Genomic DNA, 24,106 nt, shown 5'->3' on the forward strand with positions numbered 1-24,106 from the left:
TACCGTCAGAGATTGACCACATTGACGAACCGCGACGCAGCGGTTTCGTCGATGCGCAGGTTGCTGAAATCGAACAGGTTGCGGTCGGCCAACTGCGAGGGCTGCACGTTCTGCAGGGCGCGGAAGATGCTCTCCGTCCGGCCTGGCGTCTTGCGCTCCCAGTCCTGGAGCATCTCCTTGACCACCTGACGCTGCAGGTTCTCCTGCGAGCCGCACAGGTTGCACGGGATGATCGGAAACTGTTTGAAATCCGAATAGGCCTGAATGTCCTTTTCATGGCAGTACGCCAACGGACGAATCACCACGTTGCGGCCGTCATCGGCCCGCAGCTTGGGCGGCATGGCCTTCAATGAGCCATTGAAGAACATGTTGAGAAAGAATGTCTCGACGATGTCGTCGCGGTGGTGCCCGAGCGCCATCTTGGTGGCACCGATCTCGTCAGCGAAAGTGTAAAGCGTGCCGCGACGCAGCCGTGAACACAGCGAGCAGGTGGTCTTGCCTTCGGGGATCAATTCCTTGACCACTGAATACGTGTCTTTCTCGACGATGTGGTACTCGATACCCAGTTCTTTCAGGTAGGCAGGCAGCACGTGCTCAGGGAAACCGGGCTGCTTCTGGTCCATGTTGACCGCCACGATGTCGAACTTGATCGGCGCGACCTTCTGCAAGTGCATCAGCACATCGAGCATGGTGTAACTGTCCTTGCCGCCGGACAGGCAGACCATGACCTTGTCACCCTCTTCGATCATGTTGAAGTCGGCAACCGCTTCGCCGGCCAGCCGACGCAGACGTTTCTGCAGTTTGTTCTGATTGACTGAAAGGGTGCCCATGTATGGAAATATCCGCTGACGGTAGCTTGAGAAAAGCCGGACATTTTACCCGTAACCGACCATTGGTTAAATATGCTGCGCTCGTACTGTTCAGACAGGCGACCACACTGGATCAAAAATGACCACCGGGCGGCTGGCGTGTTCAGAGCTTAGCCACATTGCGGCATACTTGGCGCACTGGAGAACCCCACAGCATGCCCGAACAACTCAATTCACGCGTCGAGACCTGTTACCAACAAGCCGAAGCCTTCTTCAAGCGCACCTTCAAACGCCCGGTGGTCAGTTTCCAGTTGCGCGGTCAGAAGGCCGGTGTCGCTCATCTGCATGAAAACCTGTTGCGCTTCAACCCGCAGCTCTACAAGGAAAACGCCGAAGACTTCCTGCGCCAGACCGTGCCCCACGAGGTTGCGCACCTGATTGCCCACCAGTTGTTCGGTGGCAGCATTCAGCCGCACGGCGAAGAATGGCAATTGATCATGCGCGGCGTCTATGAGCTGCCGCCCAATCGCTGCCATACCTATGCGATCAAACGGCGCAGTGTGATCCGTTACATCTACCGCTGCCCGTGCCCCGACAGCGACTTTCCGTTCACCGCGCAGCGTCACGGCATGGTCCGCAAGGGCCGGCGCTACCTGTGCCGTCGCTGCCGCGAGCCTCTGGTGTTCAGCGGCGAGACGCGCACGGAATAATCCTCCTGCAAACTGCAGGCATAAAAAAACCCATCCGAAGATGGGTTTTTTATGGCCTGAAGGTTATCAGACGGTCTTGGTGGTGTTCACCGCAGCCGCTGGAGTCGGGCCTTCGGCAACGCCGAGGTCGTCTTCAGGACGGGTTTCCAGAATGGCAGAGCCACCGGAAGCCAGCTCGGACTGCAGCTTGTCGGTGTCCAGCTCGCCGACCCACTTGGCAACCACAACGGTAGCAACGGCGTTACCGACCAGGTTGGTCAGGGCGCGGGCTTCGGACATGAAGCGGTCGATACCCAGAATCAGCGCCAGACCGGCAACCGGCAGGTGGCCTACTGCCGACAGGGTCGCAGCCAGTACGATGAAGCCGCTACCGGTTACGCCGGCAGCACCTTTGGACGACAGCAGCAACACCAGCAACAGGGTGATCTGGTGCATGATGTCCATGTGCGTGTTGGTCGCCTGAGCTATGAACACGGCAGCCATAGTCAGGTAGATCGACGTACCGTCCAGGTTGAACGAGTAGCCCGTCGGGATAACCAGACCAACCACAGACTTCTTGGCACCCAGGCGCTCCATCTTGATCAGCATACGCGGCAAGGCCGACTCCGAAGAAGAAGTACCCAGTACGATCAACAGCTCTTCACGGATGTAGCGAATCAGCTTGAAGATGCTGAAGCCGTGAGCGCGGGCGATCGCGCCCAGTACAAACACGATGAACAGAACGCAGGTGATGTAGAAGCAGATCATCAACTGACCCAGCTGCACCAGCGAGCTGACGCCATAGGCACCGATGGTGAAGGCCATGGCACCGAACGCACCCAGCGGGGCCAGTTTCATGATCATGTTGATGATGTTGAACATCACGTGGGCGAAGCGATCAATGAAGTCCAGAACCGGCTTGCCGTAGGCACCCAGGCGATGCAGCGCGAAGCCGAAGATAACCGAGAACATCAGCACTTGCAGGATATCGCCGTTGGCAAACGCACCGACGATGGTGTTCGGAATCACGTTAAGGATAAAGCCGACGATGCTCTGATCCTGACCGGCAGTGACGTAGGCGGCGATCTTCGAAGCGTCGAGCGTGCTGACGTCAATGTTCATGCCGACACCCGGCTGAACCACGTTGACCACGATCAGACCGATCAGCAGGGCGATGGTCGAAACGATCTCGAAGTACAGCAGCGCGTAGCCGCCGGTCTTGCCGACCGACTTCATGCTCTGCATGCCGGCGATGCCGCTGACAACGGTACAGAAGATGATCGGGGCAATGACCATCTTGATCAGTTTGATGAACCCGTCACCCAGCGGTTTTAACGCCTTGCCGGTGTCCGGATAGAAGTGACCGATCAGGATACCGATGACAATCGCTACGATTACCTGAAAATAGAGGGATTTGTAGATGGGCTGACGAGTCGTCATTGCAGTTTTCCTCAAGGGCGTCGTCGGCATCTTCACCTGATGCACGCGAGCCTATAAAGCGCTAACCCTCCTGCACTGGAGGGATTTGTTTTGTCGAGCTGCGCAAGGCAGGCCTCTGCCATGTAGGTAGCAATACGCGTGCCATAGAATCATTTTGATATCAAAACCCCGCAATACAAGGCGCACACTGGTAACGGTAGTAGGGATTCGACAAGAGAGGTGGCGGTTTTCCGCCGTATGGTGGGAAAAATGCGCACACAGTGGCGGGTATCCGCCTTTTTTCTGTGGCGACTGGAGTGCTCGGTGACGCGCAAAGGTGTGACGCAGAGCGTCACCAACGGCATTGCCACGCTGGAGCATGAGGAGCGACAGGTGTGTTAACACTATCGTGCCAATGCTCCGCGTTGGCACGCCGTTATGGACGCTCTGCGTCCGCTCTTGAAACTGGGGCGAACACACCCTCACTGCGCCAGAAAATGAATCCTGAACGCCGCGCCACCCAATGGGGAATCGCCCAGCGTCAGTTGCGCGCCGTAGCTTTCGATGATGTCCTTGACCACCGCCAGGCCGATGCCTTGCCCGGGGTTCTGGCGGTCCAGCCGTTCGCCGCGTTCGAGAATGCGGGCACGCTGGCTCTGCGGGACGCCGGGGCCGTCGTCTTCGACGCACAGTTCATCGCCGTCCGCTGAGCGGGTAAAGCTCACGCGCACTTCGCTCAGGCACAGCCGATAGGCGTTTTCCAGCAGGTTGCCGAGCATTTCCAGCAGCGCGCCCTCCTCCATGTGCACCTGGCAGTGCTCGGGGAGGTCCAGCGTGGCCTTGACCTGTTTGTCGCGATACACCTTGTCCAGCGTGTTGCACAGGCTTTCGACCACAGGCCGCAACATCACGTGATGGCGCACCAGACCGCTTTTGCGCAGGCTGGCCCGCTGCAGTTGATAGCCGATCTGCTGGCTCATGCGTTCGATCTGCGATTGCAGCACCCACGCCTGCTCGACATCCTCGGGACGCTTGGCGATGTTCTCGCTTACGCCCTGCAAGACCGCCAGCGGGGTTTTCAGGCTATGCGCCAGGTCATCCAGAGAATCGCGGTAACGGATCCGTTGCTCCCGCTCGCTGCGCAACAGGCGGTTGAGCGAATCGGTCAGGCGCAGCAGTTCGCTGGGGTGTTCTTCGCTGAGGCTGTCGCGCGCACCGGCTTCCACTTGATCCAGTTCCTGGCTCAAGCCGCGCAAGGCCCGCAGCCCCCAGGTCAGGCCCATCCACAGCAACCCGAGCAGCACCGCCAGTGCTGCGCCAAAGCCCAGATAGAGCTTGCGGCGCAAACCGTCGATGGTTTCCTGATAGCCGCGCAACGGCTGCACGGCAACGATACTGAACGCGGCATTGCGCCCGCCGAGCAGCCGGATCTCGACGTCATAGACGAAATACTCATCGCCATTGATTTCCTTGATCTTGGTGAACTCGCTGCCCTGCCCGTCGTATTGCGGGCGGTAGTCGATGTTTTCGCCTTCGGTCGACAACGAGCGCCAGACCATCTGCCCCTGGCGGTTATAGATGTAACCCAGCAGTCGGCTGCCGGGCAGATTGAATTGTTCGCCCGGCAATACTGAGGGCATCAACAGATGGTCGTTTTCGACGCGAGCCGCCGAAATCATGGTCGTTACATCAGAAGCCAGGCGTTGCTCGATCGCTCCGCGCAGCGCCAGGCTGAACGCCCCCTGCAGCGCAGGCAGCATCAGCAGCATGAAGATCACCGCCAGCGTGGCGGCGCCCAGCATCAGGCGCAGGCGAAGCGAACGAATCACGTACAGCGCTCATTGAACAGATAGCCCATGCCGCGCACGGTTTCGATAGGTTTGAAGGCCACGCTGCTGTCCAGTTTGCGACGCAGACGACCGACCAGCACTTCGATCACGTTCGGGTCGCGCTCGTCGTCATCGGGGTACAGCTGCTCCATCAGGCGCTCCTTGGGCACCACTTGCTGATGATGGAGCATCAGGTACTCGAGAATTCGGTATTCGTAGGCCGTCAGCGCCAAGGGCTGCTCGGCCAGGGCGGCGTGCTTGCGATTGAGGTCCAGCAACAGCGGGCCAGCCGTGATGGTTGACTGGATGAAGCCGCTGGAACGCCGTAACAAGGCATTCAGCCGTGCCTCCAGCTCTTCGAACTGGAAAGGTTTGACCACGTAGTCGTCAGCACCGGCAGCCAGGCCTTCGACCTTGTCCTGCCAGTTGCCACGCGCGGTCAGGATCAGAATCGGAAACGCCTTGCCCAATGTGCGCAGCTGGCGAATCAGGTCCAGGCCGCCGATGCCCGGCAGGCCCAGGTCGATCACCGCCAGGTCATGATTGAATTGCGCGACCTGATACAACGCCTCTTCAGCGTTGGCCACCGCTTCCACCACATGCCCGGCTTCGGTCAGACGGGTTCGCAGGTGGTGGCGCAGCAGCGCTTCATCCTCAACTACCAACAACTTCATGCAGCTCTCCCAGGCACAATCGCAGCCTCAAGACAAAGAATGAAACGACATCGTCGCATCAGTACTCAACAGGCGGGCGCTGACGGGCACGTGCTGTGTCACATCATAGCTGCCCAGCAGGATTTCGCGGCTGGCAGGCGCACCATTGTGAGTGCCCGTCAGGCTGCCGTAAACCGGTGGCGAATAAAGCGTCCCCGCCGAGACGTTGGAATGCGCCTGCTCCCCGAGCGCGTGTCCCCAGCTGTTGGTATCGTCAAGCCTTTCGCTGGTCTTGCTGAACTCGATACGGGCCACGTCAAGCCGACCATCACCCGCCTGCACCGCAGCACTGCCGCCCAGAAAAGCCAGGGCCAGGAAAAACTTGTTGAGATTCAACATATCGACTCCTTTTGCGCTCGGGGACGCTGTCAAGGTATGGGCCAACAGTAATCGCGCCGGGCTGAACCCCGACTGAACACTGCATGAACCGGCGCTGAACAGTCATCCGCACCCTGTGCAGCAGAATCGGCTATCGTTGTTTGCCACTTCAAAACATCAACAAGGAGCTGACCATGCGTGTGTGGATTGCAATGATCATGATGGGCCTGACCGGCCTCGCCCAGGCGGCGATCAAGACCGAGCAGATCGATTATAAAAGTGCCGACGGCACCAAGCTGGTGGGCTATTACGCTTACGACGACGCGGTAAAAGGCCCGCGCCCTGGCGTTCTGGTGGTTCATGAATGGTGGGGCCTGAACGACTACGCCAAGCGCCGCGCTCGCGATCTGGCTGCACTGGGTTACAGCGCAATGGCCATCGATATGTACGGCGAAGGCAAGAACACCGAGCACCCGAAGGACGCGATGGCCTTCATGCAGGCCGCGTTGAAGGACAGCGATGCCGCAGACAAGCGTTTTGACGCCGGGCTGGAGCAATTGAAGCAGCAGCCTCAGACCGATCCGAAAAAGATCGCCGCGATCGGTTACTGCTTCGGCGGCAAGATCGTGCTCGACGCGGCACGCCGCGATGAGCCGCTGCTGGGCGTGGTAAGTTTCCACGGCGCACTGGTCACCAACACCCCGGCGAAACCGGGTATCAAGGTGCCAATGCTGGTCGAGCACGGCGCCAAGGACAGCATGGTCACCCCTGAAAACGTCACCGCGTTCAAGAAGGAAATGGACGATGCCAAGGCTGACTACAAATTCGTCAGCATCGACGGCGCCAAACACGGCTTCACCAACCCCGACGCCGACCGCCTCAGCCACGGCGAACACGGCGGCCCGGACATCGGCTACGACAAGGCTGCCGATGAGAGCTCCTGGGCGGACATGAAAGTGTTTTTCAAAAAGATATTTGGTTGAGCGATAACTGAAACTCCGCGTCCGCCCGAAACGGGGAGGACGCGGAGCGTCCGGAAAGGCATGCGACGCGGAGCGACGCACGATAGTTGAGGTCATCGCTCCGCACGCTATGCGTCAATACCAGCGCTGAATATCGATCAAACCGCGCTGCCCCTCATAATCGCGAGCGCTGGAGTATCTCCAGTGCTCACCGATGTCCACATAGCCTCTCTTTACCGGGTTGTGGTGAATGTAATCGAGCTTCTGCCGCATAACCGCTTCATTCCACACCAGCTCCGCATGAGCCCCTTCCTGCCAGACCTGATAAACCCTGTCACTCTTGTGCAGACGCTTGACGAATCGCAGACGCTCCAGCGTGCTCTCGGCGTTGGCGTTCTTAAGTGCTTCGATTATCTGTCGAGCCGTAAATGACTTGAAACTACTCACACATTTGTCCAAGGCGGGCGCTTGGGCCACGAAGTGCAAATGGTTTTCCAGTACGACATACCCGAAGAGCTGCAGTCCTTGATGAGCCTGTTGGTAGCGCCAGGCGTTGAACAGAATGTCTACCAGAACAGGCCGGGTAAAAAGCGGTAACCACTCCACCACCGTGCACGTCAGGAAATGAGGCTTCTCAGGTTCGGTGATGGTGTATCTACTCCGGCCCATGTGTTCATCCTTGAATCATCAGAGCCGTGAAAAGTACCTTCCGACCGAGTACGTGGAAATAATGAAAGTGTGACCAGTTTTTTGCTATGCACCGCCAAGAGGACGCAGAGCGCCCGGAAAGGCATGCGACGCAGAGCGTCGCACGATAGTTGCGATGATCGTTCCTCACGCTCCAGCGTGGGAATGCAGTTCTCGACGCTCTGCGTCGCAAGAGGACGCGGAGCGTCCGGAAAGGCATGCGATGCAGAGCGTCGCGCGATAGTTGCGATGATCGTTCCGCACGCTCCTGCGTGGGAATGCAGTTCTCGACGCTCTGCGTCGCAAGAGGACGCGGAGCGTCAGGAAAGTCATGCGACGCGGAGCATCGCACGATAGTCGAGGTGATCGTTCCGCACGCTCCTGCGTGGGAATGCAGTTCTCGACGCTCTGCGTCGCAAGAGGACCCAGAGCGTCCGGAAAGGCATGCGACGCGGAGCGACGCACGATAGTTGTGGTGATCGTTCCTCACGCTCCTGCGTGGGAATGCCGTTCTCGACGCTCTGCGTCGCCAAGAGGACGCGGAGCGTCCGGAAAGGTATGCGACGCGGAGCGACGCACGATAGTTGCGATGATCGTTCCTCACGCTCCAGCGTGGGAATGCCGTTCTCGACGCTCTGCGTCGCCAAGAGGACGCGGAGCGTCCGGAAAGGCATGCGGCGCGGAGCGACGCACGATAGTTACGATCATTCCGCACGCTCCAGCGTGGGAATGCAGGTCTCGACGCTCTGCGTCGTCAAGAGGACGCAGATGTTACCAGTGCCCTTCCCTCCAACCCATTCCCCCGGCAAAATGCCGCCCATGACTCGACTATCCGACCTCCCCATCTGCTGCCCGGAACTGATCCGGCATTGGCCGTTGCCACAAGCCTTGCCGGGAGCGGTGCTGGTGAGTGGACATTTTGATCCGCTCAAGCTGGTCGACGGCGACTTTCAGCGTTGTGAGCTGCAAATGCCGGCGAGCATTCAGCGTTCGGTGGCCAAACGTCAGACTGAATTCCTCGCCGGTCGTCTCTGCGCCCGCGAAGCCATGCGTCAGCTGGATGGCCGCTTATATGTTCCGGTGGTGGGGGAAGACCGCGCGCCAATCTGGCCCGCTGATGTCTGTGGCTCGATCACCCACAGCACCGGCTGGGCCGCCGCGGTGGTGGCGCACAAGCAGCAGTGGCGCGGGTTGGGGCTGGACACGGAAAACCTGCTGAGCCACGACCGCGCCTCACGCCTGGCCGGGGAGATTCTGACGGCGGCCGAGCTGGCAGAGATGGCGGCGGGTCCAGAAGATCAGATCGCACTGCGCGTGACCCTGACCTTTTCGATCAAGGAAGCGCTGTTCAAGGCGCTCTACCCCATCGTGCACAAGCGCTTCTACTTCGAAGACGCGCAACTGCTGGAATGGTCCGCCGACGGCCGCGCACGGCTACAGCTGCTGATCGACCTGTCCAGCGAGTGGCATGCGGGCAAGGAGCTGGACGGTCAGTTCAGTGTGCAGGACGATCACCTGTTGAGCCTGGTTGCCGTCGAAGGTTGATCAGCCGGGCAGCGGACAATGTTCGCAACGCCCAACCCACTCGACCCGATGACTCAAACAGCACACACGCCTTTGCCTGCGTGGTTCGCCGCCCTGCGCCTGCGGCACATAACGCACTGCCTGAAACAGAGGATTGGCGCGCCCGTCCGGCCTTTTCTTCTCGCTTAACAGCGCCAGCCCCGCAGCCAGCGACACATCACTGCACGTGGCCAGTTGAGCAAGGCAGCCCTCCAGATAATCCCCGGCGCTGCTCCATAACACCGCGGCAGGCAGTCCGCCATAAGCGCTCAGCGATGCAATGAAGGGCTGAAGATTGTCATCGAGCAATCCGGCAAAGCGCTGAAACGGATCAACCGGCATACCCCGCCAGACGCGTCCCTCCTCCGCCAGCCTGATGCCGTTTGGCACGCCGCGCTCATCCAACGCCAGCGCTACCTGCTCAAGCTGCAACGGCCAATGCCAGTCATGCACCAGGCCGGCCACCAGCACCGGCGGAATCAGTTGCATGAAGTAAAACTTGGCCCACTGCGACACCAGCACCGGCAATTGATCTGGCATCAGCTGCGGCCCATAAACAGCCAGCAGCAGCTGATCAAGACGCTCGGGTTGCAGCAGATCAGGCAACGTCACTACCGGGCGCGCATCATCCGCCGTCAGCAACGTCCGCCCGAACTGCGCAAATGGCCCGACAAACGACGGCAAGCTCAACGCGGCACCTGCGTGCGCGGCCAGGACAGGCTGAAGCACGCCCCGCCCAGGCTGACGCTATGCCCGATCAGCGCACGCCCTTCATGCCAATGGATGATCCGCCGCACGATCGACAAACCCAGCCCATGCCCGCCCGAGGCTCGGGTGCGGCTGTCATCGATGCGCATGAACGGTGTGAAAATCTGTTCCCACGCCTGTTCCGAAACGCCAGGGCCATCGTCGTCCACGTCGATACGGCACTGCTGCGCCTCCAGCCGATAGCTGATGCGCACCTCGTTCTCGGCATGGCGCAGCGCATTGCTCACCAGGTTCTGCACCGCGCGGTGCAGGTAGCGCGGCTCGCCCTCGACCCAGGCCGCCTCTCCCTCTTCAGCCCTCAGGCATTCGCCGCGCGAAACCCGTACGTCGGCGCGCAATGGCGCCAGTTCGGCGATCACCTGATCGATCAGCGCATCCAGATCGACACGCTGGAAATTCAGGGTCGGCGCGCCCTGCTCAAGACGCGCGTAGGTGAGCATCTCATCGACCAGCTTGTCGAGGTCCTGGATATCGCTGTCCATGCCGCGCATGTATTTGCGCCGCGCCTCGGGAGTGGCGGCGTCGCTGACCATCTCCAGACCGAAACGCAGCCGCGCCACCGGCGTGCGCAGTTCGTGAGACACCGCGCGCACCAGTTCGCGCTGGATCATCAATGAGCGTTGCAGGTGTTCGGCCATGCTGTTGAACGCCGCCGCCACACGCCCCACCGAGTCGGAGCCCTCGGTCGGCACGCGGGTGTGCAGGCTGCCCTGGGCAATCTGCGTGGCGGCCGCCTCCAGCTCCAGCACCCGTCGCTCCAGACGCCGCACCAGCAAGTACACCACCAGACCAATCAGACACAGGCCCATCAAGGCGATCAGCAACAGCCAATGCAGCGGATAAGGGTTCATCTGGTACAGCGGACCGATTTCCAGCACCCAGTTGGTGTCGACGATCCCGGCCAGCACGCGGATCGAATCGCCGCCCTTGCCCAGCGCCATGACCGTATCGCCCTCATAGACGCGGCGGCGCTGGTCATCGTCCAGATCCGCCTGATCCAGCGCCAGCAGGTGCAGGTCGAAACCGAATCCCTTGTCGCTGCGCAGGGCCAGCAGCCGCGCCGGTTGCTCGTCGACCGGAAAGCGCACCAGTTCATCGATCAGCAGGTAGATAGTGGCTCTCGCCAATTGTTCGGTGATCTGCTGCACTTCGCCGGTCAGCAACAGCGGCTCCTTGTCGCTCAACTGACGATAAACCCTGGCAGCGTGCGGCCCGATCTGTTCGACCACCACCTTGCCGCGCGCCAGTTGGCCCAGTGCGCTGCTGTCGAGGTGGGCCTGCTCAAGGCTTTGCAGGCTCAGGGGAATCCCCAGCAGGCGCTCCCAGATCGCCAGGGCGCGGCGCCGTTCGATGCCATCGAGCGGCACCAGATTGTCGGCCATGATCGTAAAGGTGCCGTGAGCCAAGCGCTCGCGATACTGCTCGCCGCGCGACTGATTGAGCACATGCAGGGCCAGCACGCCAAGCAGCGCGACCAGTACCAACACGCCAAGCACGCCACCGTAGATGCGCAGAAAGATCGAATTCATCAGGTCATCCGCTGAACACGTGGCCGCTCATGTCCTGCGCCGCTTCGGGCACAAACAGATAGCCCTTGCTGCGCACGGTCTTGATCAGACGCGGATGAATGGGATCGTCGCCGATTTTCGGGCGGATACGCGAGATACGCACATCGATGGAGCGATCCTGCCCGTCGTACCCCACGCCGCGCCACGCGGTGAATATCTCTTCGCGGGACAGCGTGCGCCCGGCGTTGGCCACCAGCAGCCACAGCAGGTCGAACTCGGCACCGGTCAGTTCGATGCTCTGCTCGCGCAGCCAGGCCTCACGCAGTGCGTTGTCCACCACCAACGGACCGAACACCAGACGGCGCAGCTCGGCAGCCGGCACCTGCGGCGCTTCACTGCGGCGCAGCAAGGCTTTGATACGCGCCAACAACACGCGCGGATGCACCGGTTTGCAGACGAAATCGTCGGCGCCGGTGTCGAGCCCTTCTATATGGTCGGTATCATCGGTGCGCGCGGTGAGCATCAGAATCGGCCCGTCGTAGCGGTCACGTACGCTGCGGCAGATGCTGAAACCGTCCTCGCCGGGCAGCATCAGGTCGAGGATCACCAGATCCGGCTGCTCGGCGATGATCCGCGCCGCCGCCAGCGCGCCGTCGCCTTCTATGCTCACGCGCAGACCGTGACTCTGCAGGTAATCGCTGGTCAGTTCGGCCAGGCGCTTGTCATCCTCGACGATCAGCACGTGCCAGGTATGTGGCTCCACAGCAATCTTCCTTGTCGTTATCGAGCGCTTTTTGTTTTTGAAATGCAGGGGTTGCGGCACCACGTCGCAGGCGAGTGTAGCAACCCTTGCGCGGATCACACGACACCGCACGCGGCACAGCACATGACATGCCAGAACGGCCTTTCAGCTGTGTTTTTTTGTGATAGGGTTCGCGCCCTTAAAAATCAGCAGTGCCTCACCAGGGCCTACAGAAAACGGTGACAAACGGTCACGATCCAGTAGTTATGCGGCCTACACGCAAGGTGTGCGATTCATACACAAACTACACACACTTTATCCACAAGCGGTGCGTTGCAATTCATGTCCAAAACGCATTATCTTGTAGCCCGGCGACGAGACACACCCTACATGTGGGGTTTTGAACAAAAACGCCAGCACAACTCAAATGGGAAATTCAAGCATTTTTGTTGCGTCTGAGGGGTTGAACTTCAAGCCAGTTTAGGCACCAAGACGCTCGCGCGTGAACCAGAGCCATCCCGTACACGTTTTGCAACATCGAACACGCACTCTTGATCAGATTTTCGAAGGATCGGGCATAGCCCGGTCCTTTTTGGCTTCAAAACCTGGAAGCGGCGACAGCACCCCGCTTTCACCTTCGTTTTGGAGCCCTTTGGTCGCCTTTTGCGACTGACTGCTCTAAACGAAATGGTGGGCAGCAATGCCCGAACAAACTTAAAGAACGTGGAGTCACACATGCAAACAGACACAACTCGCGAGAACTCGCCGACCGGCGCGCCGCAGGCAAGCCAGACCCAGCAGGATCTGTCTGCCACTGCCCCCGGTCAACTGCGCGTGATCAAGCGTAACGGTACTGTCGTTCCCTACACGGACGACAAGATCACCGTTGCCATCACCAAGGCGTTTCTTGCAGTTGAAGGCGGCAATGCTGCTGCCTCGTCGCGCATCCATGACACCGTTGCACGCCTGACCGAACAGGTCAGCGCCACGTTCAAGCGTCGTATGCCTTCGGGCGGCACCATCCACATCGAAGAAATCCAGGATCAGGTCGAACTGGCACTGATGCGTGCCGGCGAGCAGAAAGTGGCTCGCGACTACGTCATCTACCGTGACTCGCGCGCCAAGGAGCGTGCCGTTCGCGCCCCCGAAGAGCAGGTCCAGGCTCACCCGTCGATCCGCATCACCCGCGCCGACGGCAGCTTTGCGCCGCTGGACATGGGCCGCCTGAACACCATCGTCACCGAAGCGTGCGAAGGCCTGGCTGAAGTCGACGCCGACCTGATCCAGACCGAAACCCTGAAAAACCTGTACGACGGCGTGGCCCTGAAAGACGTCAACACCGCGCTGGTGATGACCGCCCGTACCCTGGTCGAGCGCGAGCCGAACTACTCGTTCGTCACCGCCCGCCTGCTGATGGACACCCTGCGTGCCGAAGGCCTGGGTTTCCTCGGTGTCGCCGACAGCGCCACTCACCACGAAATGGCCGACCTGTACGCCAAGGCGCTGCCTGCCTACGTCGCCACCGGTATCAAGTTCGAACTGCTCAACCCTGTGCTGGCCGAATTCGACCTCGAAAAACTCGGCAAGGCGATCAACCACGAGCGTGATCAGCAGTTCACCTACCTGGGCCTGCAAACCCTGTACGACCGTTACTTCATCCACAAGGATGGCGTGCGTTTCGAACTGCCGCAGATCTTCTTCATGCGCGTGGCCATGGGCCTGGCAATCGAAGAGAAAGCCCGTGAAGACCGCGCCATCGAGTTCTACAACCTGCTGTCGTCGTTCGACTACATGTCGTCGACCCCGACGCTGTTCAACGCCGGTACCCTGCGTCCACAGCTGTCCAGCTGCTACCTGACCACCGTGCCGGATGACCTGTCGGGCATCTACCACGCGATCCACGACAACGCCATGCTGTCCAAATTCGCAGGCGGCCTGGGTAACGACTGGACACCGGTTCGTGCGCTGGGCTCTTACATCAAGGGCACCAACGGCAAATCGCAAGGCGTCGTGCCGTTCCTGAAAGTGGTCAACGACACCGCCGTTGCGGTCAACCAGGGCGGCAAGCGCAAGGGCGCTGTCTGTGCCTACCTGGAAACCTGGCACATGGACATCGAAGAGTTCATCGAGCTGCGCAAGAACACCGGTGATGATCGTCGTCGTACCCACGACATGAACACCGCCAACTGGATCCCTGACCTGTTCATGAAGCGCGTCTTCGACGACGGCCCGTGGACCCTGTTCTCGCCATCCGAAGTACCGGACCTGCACGACCTGACCGGCAAGGCCTTCCAGGAGCGTTACGAGTACTACGAAGCGCTGACCGAATACCCAGGCAAGATCAAACTGTTCAAGACCATCCAGGCCAAGGATCTGTGGCGCAAGATGCTCTCGATGCTGTTCGAAACCGGCCACCCATGGCTGACCTTCAAGGACCCGTGCAACCTGCGCAGCCCGCAGCAGCACGTGGGCGTGGTTCACAGCTCGAACCTGTGCACCGAGATCACCCTGAACACCAACAAGGACGAGATCGCGGTCTGCAACCTGGGCTCGATCAACCTGCCGAACCACATCGTCAACGGCAAGCTGGACACCGACAAGCTCAAGCGCACCGTCGATGTAGCAGTACGCATGCTCGATAACGTGATCGACATCAACTACTACTCGGTACCGCAGGCCAAGAACTCCAACCTGCGCCACCGTCCGGTCGGCCTCGGTATCATGGGCTTCCAGGATGCGCTGTACCTGCAGCACATCCCGTACGGTTCCGATGCTGCCGTGCAGTTCGCCGACACGTCCATGGAAGCGGTCAGCTACTACGCCATCCAGGCGTCCTGCGACCTGGCCGACGAGCGCGGTGCCTACGAGACGTTCCAGGGTTCGCTGTGGTCCAAAGGCATCCTGCCGCTGGATTCGCAACAGATCCTGATCGAGCAGCGTGGCGAGAAGTACATCGATGTCGACCTGAAGGAAACCCTGGACTGGGCGCCGGTTCGTGCCCGTGTGCAGAAAGGTATCCGTAACTCGAACATCATGGCCATCGCACCGACCGCCACCATCGCCAACATCACTGGCGTGTCGCAGTCGATCGAACCGACCTATCAGAACCTCTACGTGAAATCGAACCTGTCCGGCGAATTCACCGTGATCAACCCGTACCTGGTACGCGACCTCAAGGCCCGCGACCTGTGGGACTCGGTCATGATCAACGACCTGAAGTACTACGACGGTTCGGTACAGCAGATCGAGCGCATCCCGCAGGAGCTCAAGGAGCTTTACGCGACTGCTTTCGAAGTGGACACCAAGTGGATCGTCGACGCGGCAAGCCGTCGTCAGAAGTGGATCGACCAGGCTCAGTCGCTGAACCTGTACATCGCTGGCGCTTCGGGCAAGAAGCTGGACGTGACCTACCGCATGGCCTGGTACCGTGGTCTGAAAACCACCTACTACCTCCGTGCCCTGGCCGCGACCAGCACCGAGAAATCCACCGTCAACACCGGCAAGCTCAACGCAGTATCGAGCGGCGGCCACGGCCCGGACGACTCGGCGATCACCGCCCCGCGTCCAACCGAAGCAGCTCCGGCCGGCCCGGCCCCAGTGCCAAAGGCTTGCGCAATCGACGAGCCGGATTGTGAGGCTTGCCAGTAAGGCAACCCACCTCGCCCCCACAGCGCGTTTAGAACTGTGGGAGCGAGCTTGCTCGCGAAGAGGCCGGTAAGGGAAACCTACCCTTACCGCCCGCCTCCTCACCCAAAGGCCTCAAAAGCCAAAAATTCATGTTCCTTGCGCGCAACACCTTAAAAGCAAGCAACACCCCCTCTGGATCCAACAGGCCAGTCCGCCCGACTGACCCTCAAGCAGGAGAAGTACACCATGCTGAGCTGGGACGAATTCGATAAAGAAGACGGCGAAGTAGTCGCCAAAGCGACCAACGCCGGCCACGCCAACGAAGCCAACATGGACCGCCTCGACAGCGCCGGTGGCCTGGCTGCACAAGAAGCCCGCGCCGTTACCGCCGCCGACTCCGCTGCCCTGATCCGCGCCAAGAAAGCGCTGGACGCACTGGACGTCGCTGAAGGCCTGGCCGAGCTCGAAGGCGCCAGCGCCCGCGTCGCCGTTGACGAAAAAATGATGATCAACTGCCGCGCCGACCTCAACCAGCTCGTACCTTTCAAGTACGACTGGGCCTGGCAGAAGTACCTGGACGGTTGCGCAAACCACTGGATGCCGCAAGAAGTCAACATGACCGCCGACATCGCCCTCTGGAAAAACCCGGAAGGCCTGACCGACGACGAGCGCCGCATCGTCATGCGCAACCTGGGCTTCTTCTCCACCGCCGACTCGCTGGTTGCCAACAACCTGGTGCTGGCCGTGTACCGCCTGATCACCAACCCGGAGTGCCGCCAGTACATCCTGCGCCAAGCCTTCGAAGAGGCGATCCACACCCACGCCTACCAGTACTGCATCGAATCGCTGGCCATGGATGAAGGCGAGATCTTCAACATGTACCACGAGATCCCATCGGTCGCTAAAAAAGCAGCCTGGGGCCTGAAGTACACCCGTTCGATCTCCGATCCGAAGTTCGAAACCGGCACCGTCGAAACCGACAAAGAGCTGCTGCGCAACCTGATCGCCTACTACTGCGTACTGGAAGGCATCTTCTTCTATTGCGGCTTCACCCAGATCCTCTCCATGGGCCGCCGCAACAAAATGACCGGCGTCGCCGAGCAGTTCCAGTACATCCTGCGCGACGAGTCCATGCACCTGAACTTCGGCATCGACGTGATCAACCAGATCAAAATCGAAAACCCGCACCTGTGGGATGCCGAGATGAAAGAAGAAGCCACGCAGATGATCCTGCAAGGCACCCAGCTGGAAATCGAATACGCCCGCGACACCATGCCCCGCGGCGTGCTGGGCATGAACGCTGCGATGATGGAAGACTACCTGAAATTCATCGCTAACCGTCGTTTGAGCCAGATTGGCTTGAAGGAAGAGTATCCAGGGACGACCAACCCGTTCCCTTGGATGAGCGAAATCATGGACCTGAAGAAAGAGAAGAACTTCTTTGAGACTCGGGTTATTGAGTATCAGACGGGTGGGGCGTTGAGCTGGGATTGATTTGCAATCGTCCAGTCCTACACAAAGAAGGTCGCCGATAGGCGGCCTTTTTTATTAACTGCGTAAAATCATCTAAGAAATTTCTGTCTTTAGTAATCGTATAGGTAGCCAAGAGGCTCATCCATTTCGTACAGTTGTAGGAGATTTTTCCTACAAGGATGACGAAGTGGCGATTCCGGCGGTTGAACAAAAAGCCATTGAAAAGGCACTGAAGAAATTCGACAAAGAGCTCAGGAAGCAGCCTGATTGGGCTACATGGGAATCGAATAGGTCACATAAGTTTGCTATCCGAGTTGAGGGACAGCTGTACCCTGCGAAAAAAATCGTTTCGCTAGCTACCGGTATTGCCGTTTATGACTATACTGGAGGTAGGCCTACAAATGGATATCTTCGTGCTCGCGGGTTTGACGTCGTAGATCTACGTAAATCACCAAGACTTGAATTTGTAAAGGGAGAAATATATGACCGAAGGTCTGAGATTCATGCGCCGTTCGGCGGCAGTTTCCAAAGTGGGATAGCACCATCAGATAAAGCACCTGCAGTATTTTTATTCACTGGTTCGTCAGGCGAACAATACGGGTATCGGGATGAGATCGATGCGAGTGGTGTTTACTCGTACACAGGTGAAGGCCAAATTGGCGATATGACTCTAACCAGGGGTAATCTAGCTATTCAAAAACACGCTGAAACTGGTCGAAGTTTACACCTTTTCAAAGCGCTTGATGAGCGGAAAGGACAGCAATACGTTGGTGAGTTTTCATGCGCAGATATTTCGTGGACCGACGGACCAGATCGAGAAGGCACTACACGAAAAGTTTTAATATTTCACCTAATCCCTGTAATAGATCTGCTAACAAACGAAGAAAGCCCGAGAGAAATCTTGCAAGAAGACCAACAAGAAATTGACATAGATATACTCCGCAATCGCGCATATGAAGCAACAGTTGCATTGCCTAGCAAAGGCAAGATGACGGCAATTCGTACAGTGTATGCTAGAAGCCAAGCAGTAAAAGACTATGTGCTACGAAGAGCTAATGGGGCATGTGAGAGCTGTGAGAAATCGGCTCCTTTCGTCACAAAAAAGGAACAGCCTTATTTAGAACCTCATCACATAAATCGCTTATCAGATGGCGGCTTAGACCACCCACAATTTATAGCAGCTCTCTGCCCGGCATGTCATAAAGAAATTCACTACGGAAAAATGGGCGAGCAGAAAAATGAGATACTTAAGAAAGTAATTTCATCAAAAGAATCTCTTTGGCTAGCTAACAAAAACAAGCATTAACTTTGCTAAACCAGAGTTTCAATATCACCGAATCCGAGCACAGACGGCTTAGCCAACCGCCTGTGGCGGTGTAGTGGTCGTGAGTTCCTAAAACCAAGTAACTATCAAGCAATCCTTATTCGCACAACTTCAAGCTTAATCCAAGCTGCCGAGACCCAATGCACTCCAAAAAATCGGAAACCCCTGACAGTCTCTCCCTCCTAAGTCCGATATCGACACGTTGCCAGCGCCGGTATGGTATGCGCCGGTGCCTAAGAAACACCCAACGTAGATGCAGCGAGTTCACGCATAGCTTCAGATTCCAATCGTTCTAATTGAACGGGGAATCTCGGCTTTGCTGATCCGCTCAGTTGGGGTTTCTTACGCCCGCTCTGCGTTGGTCTTTAACGTCATTTCAGCTCATACGTAGAGGTCAGCATGTTAAGCAATCTATTTCGGGCAAGTGCTCGTCAGCCGCGCGAGGTGTGTACCGGTTTCACCCCAACCCCCTTCCACCGCCACAACCGTCAACTCCTCGCCCTCCTCCTTGAAAACCAACCCTGGTTCAGCGCCCGAGATCTCGGTCGCATGATCGGCTGGCCGTTGAACGAGCGGACGCTGCGCAAGCTGGACGCTGACCAGCACCGGATGATCACGCTCGATCTGCACGGCGAAGCGCAGTCAGAGCTGATGGTCAGTGAGTCAGGGGCGTACGCGATGATGGTGCATCACTACCATGCGGAGAATCGTGGGTTGCGGCAGTGGCTTACCAACGAGGTGGTGCCTGCGTTGCGGGATGGGCAGGTTCCGTTCGATGACCGCACGCCGCACCTGAGCATGCTGCAGTGGCCGGGGTTGTCGGTGAGTATGTTGCACTGGCACAGCGAGCCGTGGATACGGTTGCGGGATATGCCGATGCTGTTGGCGCATCCGCAGATGCAGGTTGAGGGGCGGCCACGTAGTTTGGGCAGGTCCTGGTGGCGGGCGGTGCTGCCTGCTTCTCGGCTGGGTTGAATGCGTGGTGATGGCCGTGCCGTGTGGGTAACGGCCATTGTGTCTCGTGGGATCAGTCTTTCAGGCGGCGTCGGTAGTCGTTGATCATTTCTTTGGTGACGTCATCCTTGTAGCAGATCGGTGCGTAGCCGCCTTTGCGGCTGTAAGCGCTGCGTTTGCCACATTGGCTGCCATTACGGGCAGAGTTGTAGGGGCACGGGCAGTTGCCGGGGTAGCTGTCGATGGATTCCTGGATGATGGCTTTGACGATTGAGGCGTCTGTTACCTGGGCTTCTCTGGCGTTTGCGGAGAAGGCACAGAGGAATGCGAGTATGGCGACGAAGCCTGTCCTTGTCTTTTTCATGGCTATTCCTTAGCGAGTGCAGACGAGTGTCTGTTGCAAGGTTTTACCATGACATCACTAGGCCAGCAATTTTAGTGAAGTCCTTCTACGCGTCTTCTCACTTCGCGGGAGGGAATTTTGAGACGTGTGAAGTTTTTGTCACAGCGCAGAGAGTCGCTATATGGGTAGCAAGTGGATGCGCTTGTCGCTATACAAAAATCCGAGAGGGTCCGGAAAAGTGCCAAAAAACGACATAGCAGACTAGATGTAACCCCAAAGGGGTGACCTAAACCTTCTGCCAGAATCGAAAACAGACTTATGTATAACAACGAGCGATCTAAGTGGGGATGATGCTTGGAGAGGTTCTGTGTACAATTCAGAGTGTGCAGTGCAACGAAGACTCGTGATACACATCGTCATCTTGACAATACCACTTTTAAAAGTCAGGAAATCACATCAAGACGTCCACAGCAGAAACCAATCATATCTCCGACGTTGATGTCTCCGGGTAGTACATCATCCAATTCAATAGTGATTTCACCTGCAACCACCAGCGATTTTTCAACACTAGCCACCTCAGCCAGAATTTCATGGACGAATCCATCGTCAATACGTAGTACGTATGGCTGAGAGCCTGCCGCCATCTTGGCTACATTTTTTATTGATATCGCAAGGACAGGCTCTAGCAGCATGTCCCCGACATTCATATGACATGGATGACAAAAAGCTACGCACTGAGTTTCAGTATCACCGATTGTCAGCATTGCTTCCAGAGCATCTTTCGAGATCCATTCACACTATTTAACAAACATTTAAAATCCTGAGCCTTGGCTTTTGCTGAGCCATCGATTTCACCATTGCAAAACTTCAGTGAAACACATACCCCTTTACCACTAAAAGCTTTTCATTTCCTCGGGAATAAATATTTCCGCCCCTGAAAAAACCGCTTCATTTTGGCATGCCTTATAAATTTCCGCCAAGAAACTTTCGAACGCTTGAAAATAGATACTCTCAACCTCATTATTGCCGTCAAGAAAAATCGACATACTTATCTGACCATTTGTATATTTCTTGATGCCTGCGTATTCCTCTTCAAACTTAAGACCTAAATACCTAAATACCTAAATACCTAACCAAATACTCTCCGATACTTTCAGGAAGCTTTTCAAGACTATTAAACTCCCATCCATAATCGCCTAGGACCTTACATGCGCCTGTAGGAACTATGAAAACTGCCTGATAACTCCTCTTCATACGACCACTCAAGTGCCTACGAACGTCTCGTAAATTTCAATTGGTCTTTTTATCCAATGGCTGCCAAAGAATCATTTTAATATAATCCTTAGCTTCCTGCTCAGTTTCAAAATCCAAGACCTCGTACTCATCATTTACTAACATATCTCGCCAAGAAACATTTTTATCACGAAGGCATTCATCTAACTCATACCTCATCTCATCTATTTTGCCACTAGAATTAAGATTATTAACATATATACCTACAGCAACGTCTTCTGTCAGATTAAAATCGGAGCAGAAAACCGTTTTTAGTATGTGCCGGATATTCTTGTACTTCATAGGCATTTGACATTTCCAAAAAGCAGGGCCTGAGCACACAAGCAAATCATTCAAAACATAACACTCGCCGGTAGCCCTACAGACACATTGAACTCATTACTCAAAGAACAATAAAAAAGCCATTCACAAGGACTTATCCACTCTATACTCACGCCTATCGAATTTCATATCTGCTTCCGTCTCTGTCTTGAATCCAAAGATCAAGCCAACCTCTAATAACTTCACCGATGCCACACCAGACAATTTAAATGGCAACGCCTCAAGCAGAGACACAATACTTTCGTAAACCAACCCACACTCTCCAGCGCGATGCAGCCACTCAGCCAACTGCTCAATCTGATAACTGTAGGATAGCGATTCGTGTGAAATATAAGAAGCCACTTCCGGTTGGATTTTGATTTCATCTATCAGCAAAACGAGATTATTCTCGATGAGCATATGATCGAATTTCATGAGCTAAAATTCCTTGGACTGACCCAACGAAACCCGTACTTCGGCGTCTATACTTTCAAGCTCCGAACCAGCCACCTCATGCGAGGTATAGATTAAAAGAATACCGCCTTCAAACTCTCGAACAGCTTCAACTTTACCACTTAAGCGCTCGACCATTTGCTTTGGATTCAAATTAAACTCTGAGCGACACAGAGCACCATCAAAATAATTAACTGCATTTATTCGATAAATCCCATCTCTACCATTCACATCCTTACCCGTGGCCTCACATGCTTCAAGAATCCTGGGCCAGTCGCGCCGTGTTACGGTCCAGTCATGCAGGGTTGCACGGTAACAGCCGAAAGCTTTGACGTATGAAGGAAATAGTCTTTTCACGACATCCGAAAGATCAACCCTCTCCGATGAGAACTCTATGAAAAGAGTGTCGTCATACTGAGCATCATTTTCCAGATAACCTTCATCTCTGTACTGATAAGTCAAACGCCCTGTGATGCCTGCCGGAAGGACTTTATCAAGAGTCGTGGACAGCAGAAGCTCGGAATCTATATCGGGCAATTCGCCCAACCCTTTAAAATCCCAACCATTGCCTAATGCAGATACGCCTTCAATAAACTGCGCATGACGAGTAGCAATGGACTCGTCATGCTGCGCGCGGTGGCGGAATTCCAGTTTATATTTAGCCATTATTGAGCAACCCTCACTTTGATATTTTTAATATTCTGCTCAATTAATATATCGAGCGCTTTATCAGCATTTTTCTGGTCCGGAAACTCGAAGACTCCTTTCATTTGAGGATTCTGCCTCAAAGCAGTTGATGCGCGCTGAATACTTTGGATTTGTTTATCAAATGTGGTCAACGATGTTTTTCGATCAATTAATGTCAGACCATCATCTTCTATCCCGTCAAACTTTACGAAATTATTACCCCTAGGGTTTGCGTTGTCAAACCGTAGGGCAGGGACCGCTTTACGTTGTGAAAGCACGTCAGAAAGTGCACCTTTAGTCCCAGATTCAAACTTCACAAACGCGTTGTCAAAGTTACCCTGTGGCTCTTGAACAAAAATCAAGCCCCGATTCTCGCCTTTAAGCCGCTGCGCATCTTTAATGCTGAGCACCTCCACAGTTGCTAGATCAAGTTTATTAATTGGAACCGATGCTTCCGGGCTAGCCTTATCCACATTTTTGGAAGTGAGGGGTGGCGACTGCGGCGGCTCCTGCGTATCAAGCGCCCCCCTACGCGGCTCCGGCCTCTGCAAATCAGGTCGCTTCTTCAGGTCATCTTCATGCTCAAGCATCCACTGGCCCAGTCGCTCGCCTTTGGCGCTGGCCCGCATTTCATTTGCCAAAACACGAGCGTTACCGCGGCCGCGTGTGATGTACTGAACCATCGCGCCCAATAGCAGAATCACTACTTCAACGTGCCCTTGTGCGATTTCCTGAACCGCGCTGTTCTGTGCGACCGGGTCGTCTCCCATGAAGGAGCTCCACCCTTGTTCGCGGGGGCCTTGCCATGCTGTGCTGATACCGCGAGTGTAGTAATGAATGATGCGCGGAAAGCCATCGATGACGGATTCAGCGATGGACTCCAGACCAAGAATCCCCAGTATGAAAGTACTGGCCTGCGCCCCTAATGTAGCGCCCATTAAACCACCGGGAGCAGCGCCCACCCCGAAAAAAAGCGCGCCCGCGCTTGCACCGGCTACCCCTCCGACAAAAGCACTGCCCACGACGATCATGGCCATCTGGGTGACTACATCGATCAAGTCCTTGATGATGCTGGAGATGTCGAGGTCAACGAAACGTTGTCCCAGTATGCGACAAGCCTCCGATTCGGCGCGGTCGAACGCGGACCTGACACAATTGAAGCGGCGAATGATCAGCGCGGGCGACGGGACGGGTTCATTTCGATGCGTGCGAAAATGGCCCCCTCTGTAGGGCGCGATATCACGGTCAAGCTTTCGCCGTATGTCATCCCATGAGGGCAGCATGTGAAAAAAGAACATTCAGTGTCTCCCTGACAACTCTTGATACAGCTCTGCCTGAGCAACTTAACAGAAGAAGTGTAAAAAAATCCGAGGGGTACATGAAGCCCGCAAAAATTCGGAAAATTCGTACAACCGCTTTGGCGGCTCAAAAGCAGCCGTTGAATGACTCCGGTTTCCCGCGTGTGGTGCAGGCGTGAAGCCGAACTTGGCCAGAATCTCCGCGCAGTCTGGATACGAGCCTTGGCAAGCCCGGAGAGCAGGCTTCTACCCCTCAAAATAGGAAGTTTTGGGAAGAAGTTACGACGGTTGCGAAGCGGCCCTGAAAAGGTCACCTCGGTTGTGCCTGATGTACCGCATGCACAGGT

Annotated in this window: 23 protein-coding genes; 8 read left to right on the top strand and 15 right to left on the bottom strand. The window is 56.6% G+C overall.

From position 1 onward, the window contains the following. Positions 1-5: 5 nt before the first annotated feature. Positions 6-830, bottom strand: coding sequence for a tRNA 2-thiocytidine(32) synthetase TtcA (ttcA, locus tag ACW55A_RS06865; protein ID WP_003363253.1), 825 nt, complete (start codon positions 828-830; stop codon positions 6-8). Positions 831-1,024: 194 nt separating this feature from the next. Between ttcA and ACW55A_RS06870 the strand changes: the two genes are divergently transcribed. Beyond that, a complete protein-coding gene (locus tag ACW55A_RS06870; protein WP_003434357.1) occupies positions 1,025-1,519 on the top strand; it encodes a SprT family zinc-dependent metalloprotease in 495 nt (164 codons plus the stop codon). A 66-nt stretch (positions 1,520-1,585) separates the two neighbouring features. Here the strand turns inward: ACW55A_RS06870 and ACW55A_RS06875 are convergent, their stop codons facing one another. Next, positions 1,586-2,938, bottom strand: coding sequence for a dicarboxylate/amino acid:cation symporter (locus ACW55A_RS06875; protein WP_455809484.1), 1,353 nt, complete (start codon positions 2,936-2,938; stop codon positions 1,586-1,588). Positions 2,939-3,187: 249 nt separating this feature from the next. On the opposite strand from ACW55A_RS06875, the gene ACW55A_RS06880 reads away from it, so the two are divergent. Beyond that, positions 3,188-3,319 (top strand): hypothetical protein, encoded by a 132-nt coding sequence (locus ACW55A_RS06880; protein ID WP_269458020.1) that lies wholly within the window; start codon positions 3,188-3,190, stop codon positions 3,317-3,319. An 80-nt stretch (positions 3,320-3,399) separates the two neighbouring features. Here the strand turns inward: ACW55A_RS06880 and ACW55A_RS06885 are convergent, their stop codons facing one another. From ACW55A_RS06885 to ACW55A_RS06895, 3 genes are read right to left on the bottom strand one after another with little or no spacing between them, the layout of a single operon-like run. Then, on the bottom strand, positions 3,400-4,746 hold the full coding sequence (locus ACW55A_RS06885; RefSeq protein WP_003434355.1) for an ATP-binding protein: 1,347 nt from the start codon (positions 4,744-4,746) through the stop codon (positions 3,400-3,402). Further along, positions 4,743-5,420 (bottom strand): response regulator, encoded by a 678-nt coding sequence (locus tag ACW55A_RS06890; protein ID WP_003407750.1) that lies wholly within the window; start codon positions 5,418-5,420, stop codon positions 4,743-4,745. The genes ACW55A_RS06885 and ACW55A_RS06890 overlap by 4 nt, the downstream gene beginning before the upstream one ends. Positions 5,421-5,447: 27 nt before the next feature. Beyond that, a complete protein-coding gene (locus ACW55A_RS06895) occupies positions 5,448-5,798 on the bottom strand; it encodes a hypothetical protein (protein ID WP_455809486.1) in 351 nt (116 codons plus the stop codon). A gap of 173 nt (positions 5,799-5,971) precedes the next feature. On the opposite strand from ACW55A_RS06895, the gene ACW55A_RS06900 reads away from it, so the two are divergent. Continuing rightward, a complete protein-coding gene (locus ACW55A_RS06900) occupies positions 5,972-6,760 on the top strand; it encodes a dienelactone hydrolase family protein (RefSeq protein WP_003363262.1) in 789 nt (262 codons plus the stop codon). Positions 6,761-6,874: 114 nt separating this feature from the next. On the opposite strand, the gene ACW55A_RS06905 is transcribed toward ACW55A_RS06900, so the two are convergent. Continuing rightward, positions 6,875-7,408 carry an REP-associated tyrosine transposase gene (locus tag ACW55A_RS06905; protein ID WP_058417403.1) on the bottom strand — a complete coding sequence of 178 codons (534 nt, stop codon included), beginning with the start codon at positions 7,406-7,408 and terminating at the stop codon, positions 6,875-6,877. Positions 7,409-8,245: 837 nt separating this feature from the next. Between ACW55A_RS06905 and ACW55A_RS06910 the strand changes: the two genes are divergently transcribed. Next, a complete protein-coding gene (locus ACW55A_RS06910) occupies positions 8,246-8,971 on the top strand; it encodes a 4'-phosphopantetheinyl transferase family protein (RefSeq protein ID WP_198288192.1) in 726 nt (241 codons plus the stop codon). On the opposite strand, the gene fhuF is transcribed toward ACW55A_RS06910, so the two are convergent. From fhuF to ACW55A_RS06925, 3 genes are read right to left on the bottom strand one after another with little or no spacing between them, the layout of a single operon-like run. Next, a complete protein-coding gene (gene fhuF, locus ACW55A_RS06915; RefSeq protein ID WP_455809488.1) occupies positions 8,972-9,718 on the bottom strand; it encodes a siderophore-iron reductase FhuF in 747 nt (248 codons plus the stop codon). Continuing rightward, positions 9,676-11,286 (bottom strand): ATP-binding protein, encoded by a 1,611-nt coding sequence (locus ACW55A_RS06920; protein ID WP_498810956.1) that lies wholly within the window; start codon positions 11,284-11,286, stop codon positions 9,676-9,678. The genes fhuF and ACW55A_RS06920 overlap by 43 nt, the downstream gene beginning before the upstream one ends. A 4-nt stretch (positions 11,287-11,290) precedes the next feature. Continuing rightward, positions 11,291-12,028 carry a response regulator gene (locus tag ACW55A_RS06925; protein ID WP_498810955.1) on the bottom strand — a complete coding sequence of 246 codons (738 nt, stop codon included), beginning with the start codon at positions 12,026-12,028 and terminating at the stop codon, positions 11,291-11,293. Between the two features lie 714 nt (positions 12,029-12,742). On the opposite strand from ACW55A_RS06925, the gene ACW55A_RS06930 reads away from it, so the two are divergent. From ACW55A_RS06930 to ACW55A_RS06945, 4 genes are all read left to right on the top strand, one after another. Further along, a complete protein-coding gene (locus ACW55A_RS06930) occupies positions 12,743-15,655 on the top strand; it encodes a ribonucleoside-diphosphate reductase subunit alpha (protein WP_003363268.1) in 2,913 nt (970 codons plus the stop codon). A 225-nt stretch (positions 15,656-15,880) separates the two neighbouring features. Next, positions 15,881-17,128 (top strand): ribonucleotide-diphosphate reductase subunit beta, encoded by a 1,248-nt coding sequence (locus ACW55A_RS06935; RefSeq protein WP_002554639.1) that lies wholly within the window; start codon positions 15,881-15,883, stop codon positions 17,126-17,128. Positions 17,129-17,294: 166 nt separating this feature from the next. Beyond that, positions 17,295-18,413, top strand: a complete 1,119-nt coding sequence (locus ACW55A_RS06940; protein WP_498810954.1) for an HNH endonuclease — start codon at positions 17,295-17,297, stop codon at positions 18,411-18,413. Between the two features lie 417 nt (positions 18,414-18,830). After that, the gene (locus ACW55A_RS06945) at positions 18,831-19,406 is read left to right on the top strand and encodes a BRO-N domain-containing protein (protein ID WP_455809491.1); all 576 of its coding nucleotides are present in this window, start codon (positions 18,831-18,833) and stop codon (positions 19,404-19,406) included. Between the two features lie 52 nt (positions 19,407-19,458). On the opposite strand, the gene ACW55A_RS06950 is transcribed toward ACW55A_RS06945, so the two are convergent. The 6 genes from ACW55A_RS06950 to ACW55A_RS06975 all read right to left on the bottom strand — a co-directional run bounded on the left by ACW55A_RS06950 (position 19,459) and on the right by ACW55A_RS06975 (position 23,759). Next, positions 19,459-19,749 carry a hypothetical protein gene (locus ACW55A_RS06950; RefSeq protein WP_003418233.1) on the bottom strand — a complete coding sequence of 97 codons (291 nt, stop codon included), beginning with the start codon at positions 19,747-19,749 and terminating at the stop codon, positions 19,459-19,461. A 422-nt stretch (positions 19,750-20,171) separates the two neighbouring features. Beyond that, a complete protein-coding gene (locus tag ACW55A_RS06955; protein WP_080052612.1) occupies positions 20,172-20,492 on the bottom strand; it encodes a hypothetical protein in 321 nt (106 codons plus the stop codon). A gap of 526 nt (positions 20,493-21,018) precedes the next feature. Beyond that, positions 21,019-21,309, bottom strand: a complete 291-nt coding sequence (locus tag ACW55A_RS06960) for a hypothetical protein (protein WP_410110746.1) — start codon at positions 21,307-21,309, stop codon at positions 21,019-21,021. A gap of 117 nt (positions 21,310-21,426) precedes the next feature. Next, positions 21,427-21,756 (bottom strand): hypothetical protein, encoded by a 330-nt coding sequence (locus ACW55A_RS06965; protein WP_032703091.1) that lies wholly within the window; start codon positions 21,754-21,756, stop codon positions 21,427-21,429. A gap of 3 nt (positions 21,757-21,759) precedes the next feature. Beyond that, positions 21,760-22,440, bottom strand: a complete 681-nt coding sequence (locus ACW55A_RS06970) for a hypothetical protein (protein ID WP_032703092.1) — start codon at positions 22,438-22,440, stop codon at positions 21,760-21,762. Further along, entirely contained in the window at positions 22,440-23,759 is a 1,320-nt protein-coding gene (locus ACW55A_RS06975; protein WP_255301149.1) for a DUF6861 domain-containing protein, read from the bottom strand. Before ACW55A_RS06975 ends, ACW55A_RS06970 begins: the two co-directional genes overlap by 1 nt. Positions 23,760-24,106: the final 347 nt, after the last annotated feature.

The sequence above is a fragment of the Plantibacter cousiniae (nom. nud.) genome, assembly GCF_977070315.1.

Excerpts from the sequence above, each read along its gene's own strand:
- ACW55A_RS06875 (WP_455809484.1), bottom strand. The coding sequence starts at position 2,938 with ATGACGACTCGTCAGCCCATCTACAAATCCCTCTATTTTCAGGTAATC.
- ACW55A_RS06930 (WP_003363268.1), top strand. The coding sequence starts at position 12,743 with ATGCAAACAGACACAACTCGCGAGAACTCGCCGACCGGCGCGCCGCAG.
- ACW55A_RS06895 (WP_455809486.1), bottom strand. The coding sequence starts at position 5,798 with ATGTTGAATCTCAACAAGTTTTTCCTGGCCCTGGCTTTTCTGGGCGGC.
- ACW55A_RS06935 (WP_002554639.1), top strand. The coding sequence starts at position 15,881 with ATGCTGAGCTGGGACGAATTCGATAAAGAAGACGGCGAAGTAGTCGCC.
- ACW55A_RS06880 (WP_269458020.1), top strand. The coding sequence starts at position 3,188 with ATGCGCACACAGTGGCGGGTATCCGCCTTTTTTCTGTGGCGACTGGAG.
- ACW55A_RS06890 (WP_003407750.1), bottom strand. The coding sequence starts at position 5,420 with ATGAAGTTGTTGGTAGTTGAGGATGAAGCGCTGCTGCGCCACCACCTG.
- ACW55A_RS06920 (WP_498810956.1), bottom strand. The coding sequence starts at position 11,286 with ATGAATTCGATCTTTCTGCGCATCTACGGTGGCGTGCTTGGCGTGTTG.
- ttcA (WP_003363253.1), bottom strand. The coding sequence starts at position 830 with ATGGGCACCCTTTCAGTCAATCAGAACAAACTGCAGAAACGTCTGCGT.
- ACW55A_RS06970 (WP_032703092.1), bottom strand. The coding sequence starts at position 22,440 with ATGGCTAAATATAAACTGGAATTCCGCCACCGCGCGCAGCATGACGAG.
- ACW55A_RS06910 (WP_198288192.1), top strand. The coding sequence starts at position 8,246 with ATGACTCGACTATCCGACCTCCCCATCTGCTGCCCGGAACTGATCCGG.
- ACW55A_RS06975 (WP_255301149.1), bottom strand. The coding sequence starts at position 23,759 with ATGTTCTTTTTTCACATGCTGCCCTCATGGGATGACATACGGCGAAAG.
- ACW55A_RS06945 (WP_455809491.1), top strand. The coding sequence starts at position 18,831 with ATGTTAAGCAATCTATTTCGGGCAAGTGCTCGTCAGCCGCGCGAGGTG.
- ACW55A_RS06900 (WP_003363262.1), top strand. The coding sequence starts at position 5,972 with ATGCGTGTGTGGATTGCAATGATCATGATGGGCCTGACCGGCCTCGCC.
- ACW55A_RS06960 (WP_410110746.1), bottom strand. The coding sequence starts at position 21,309 with ATGCCTATGAAGTACAAGAATATCCGGCACATACTAAAAACGGTTTTC.
- ACW55A_RS06955 (WP_080052612.1), bottom strand. The coding sequence starts at position 20,492 with ATGCTGACAATCGGTGATACTGAAACTCAGTGCGTAGCTTTTTGTCAT.
- ACW55A_RS06870 (WP_003434357.1), top strand. The coding sequence starts at position 1,025 with ATGCCCGAACAACTCAATTCACGCGTCGAGACCTGTTACCAACAAGCC.
- ACW55A_RS06965 (WP_032703091.1), bottom strand. The coding sequence starts at position 21,756 with ATGAAATTCGATCATATGCTCATCGAGAATAATCTCGTTTTGCTGATA.
- ACW55A_RS06950 (WP_003418233.1), bottom strand. The coding sequence starts at position 19,749 with ATGAAAAAGACAAGGACAGGCTTCGTCGCCATACTCGCATTCCTCTGT.
- ACW55A_RS06905 (WP_058417403.1), bottom strand. The coding sequence starts at position 7,408 with ATGGGCCGGAGTAGATACACCATCACCGAACCTGAGAAGCCTCATTTC.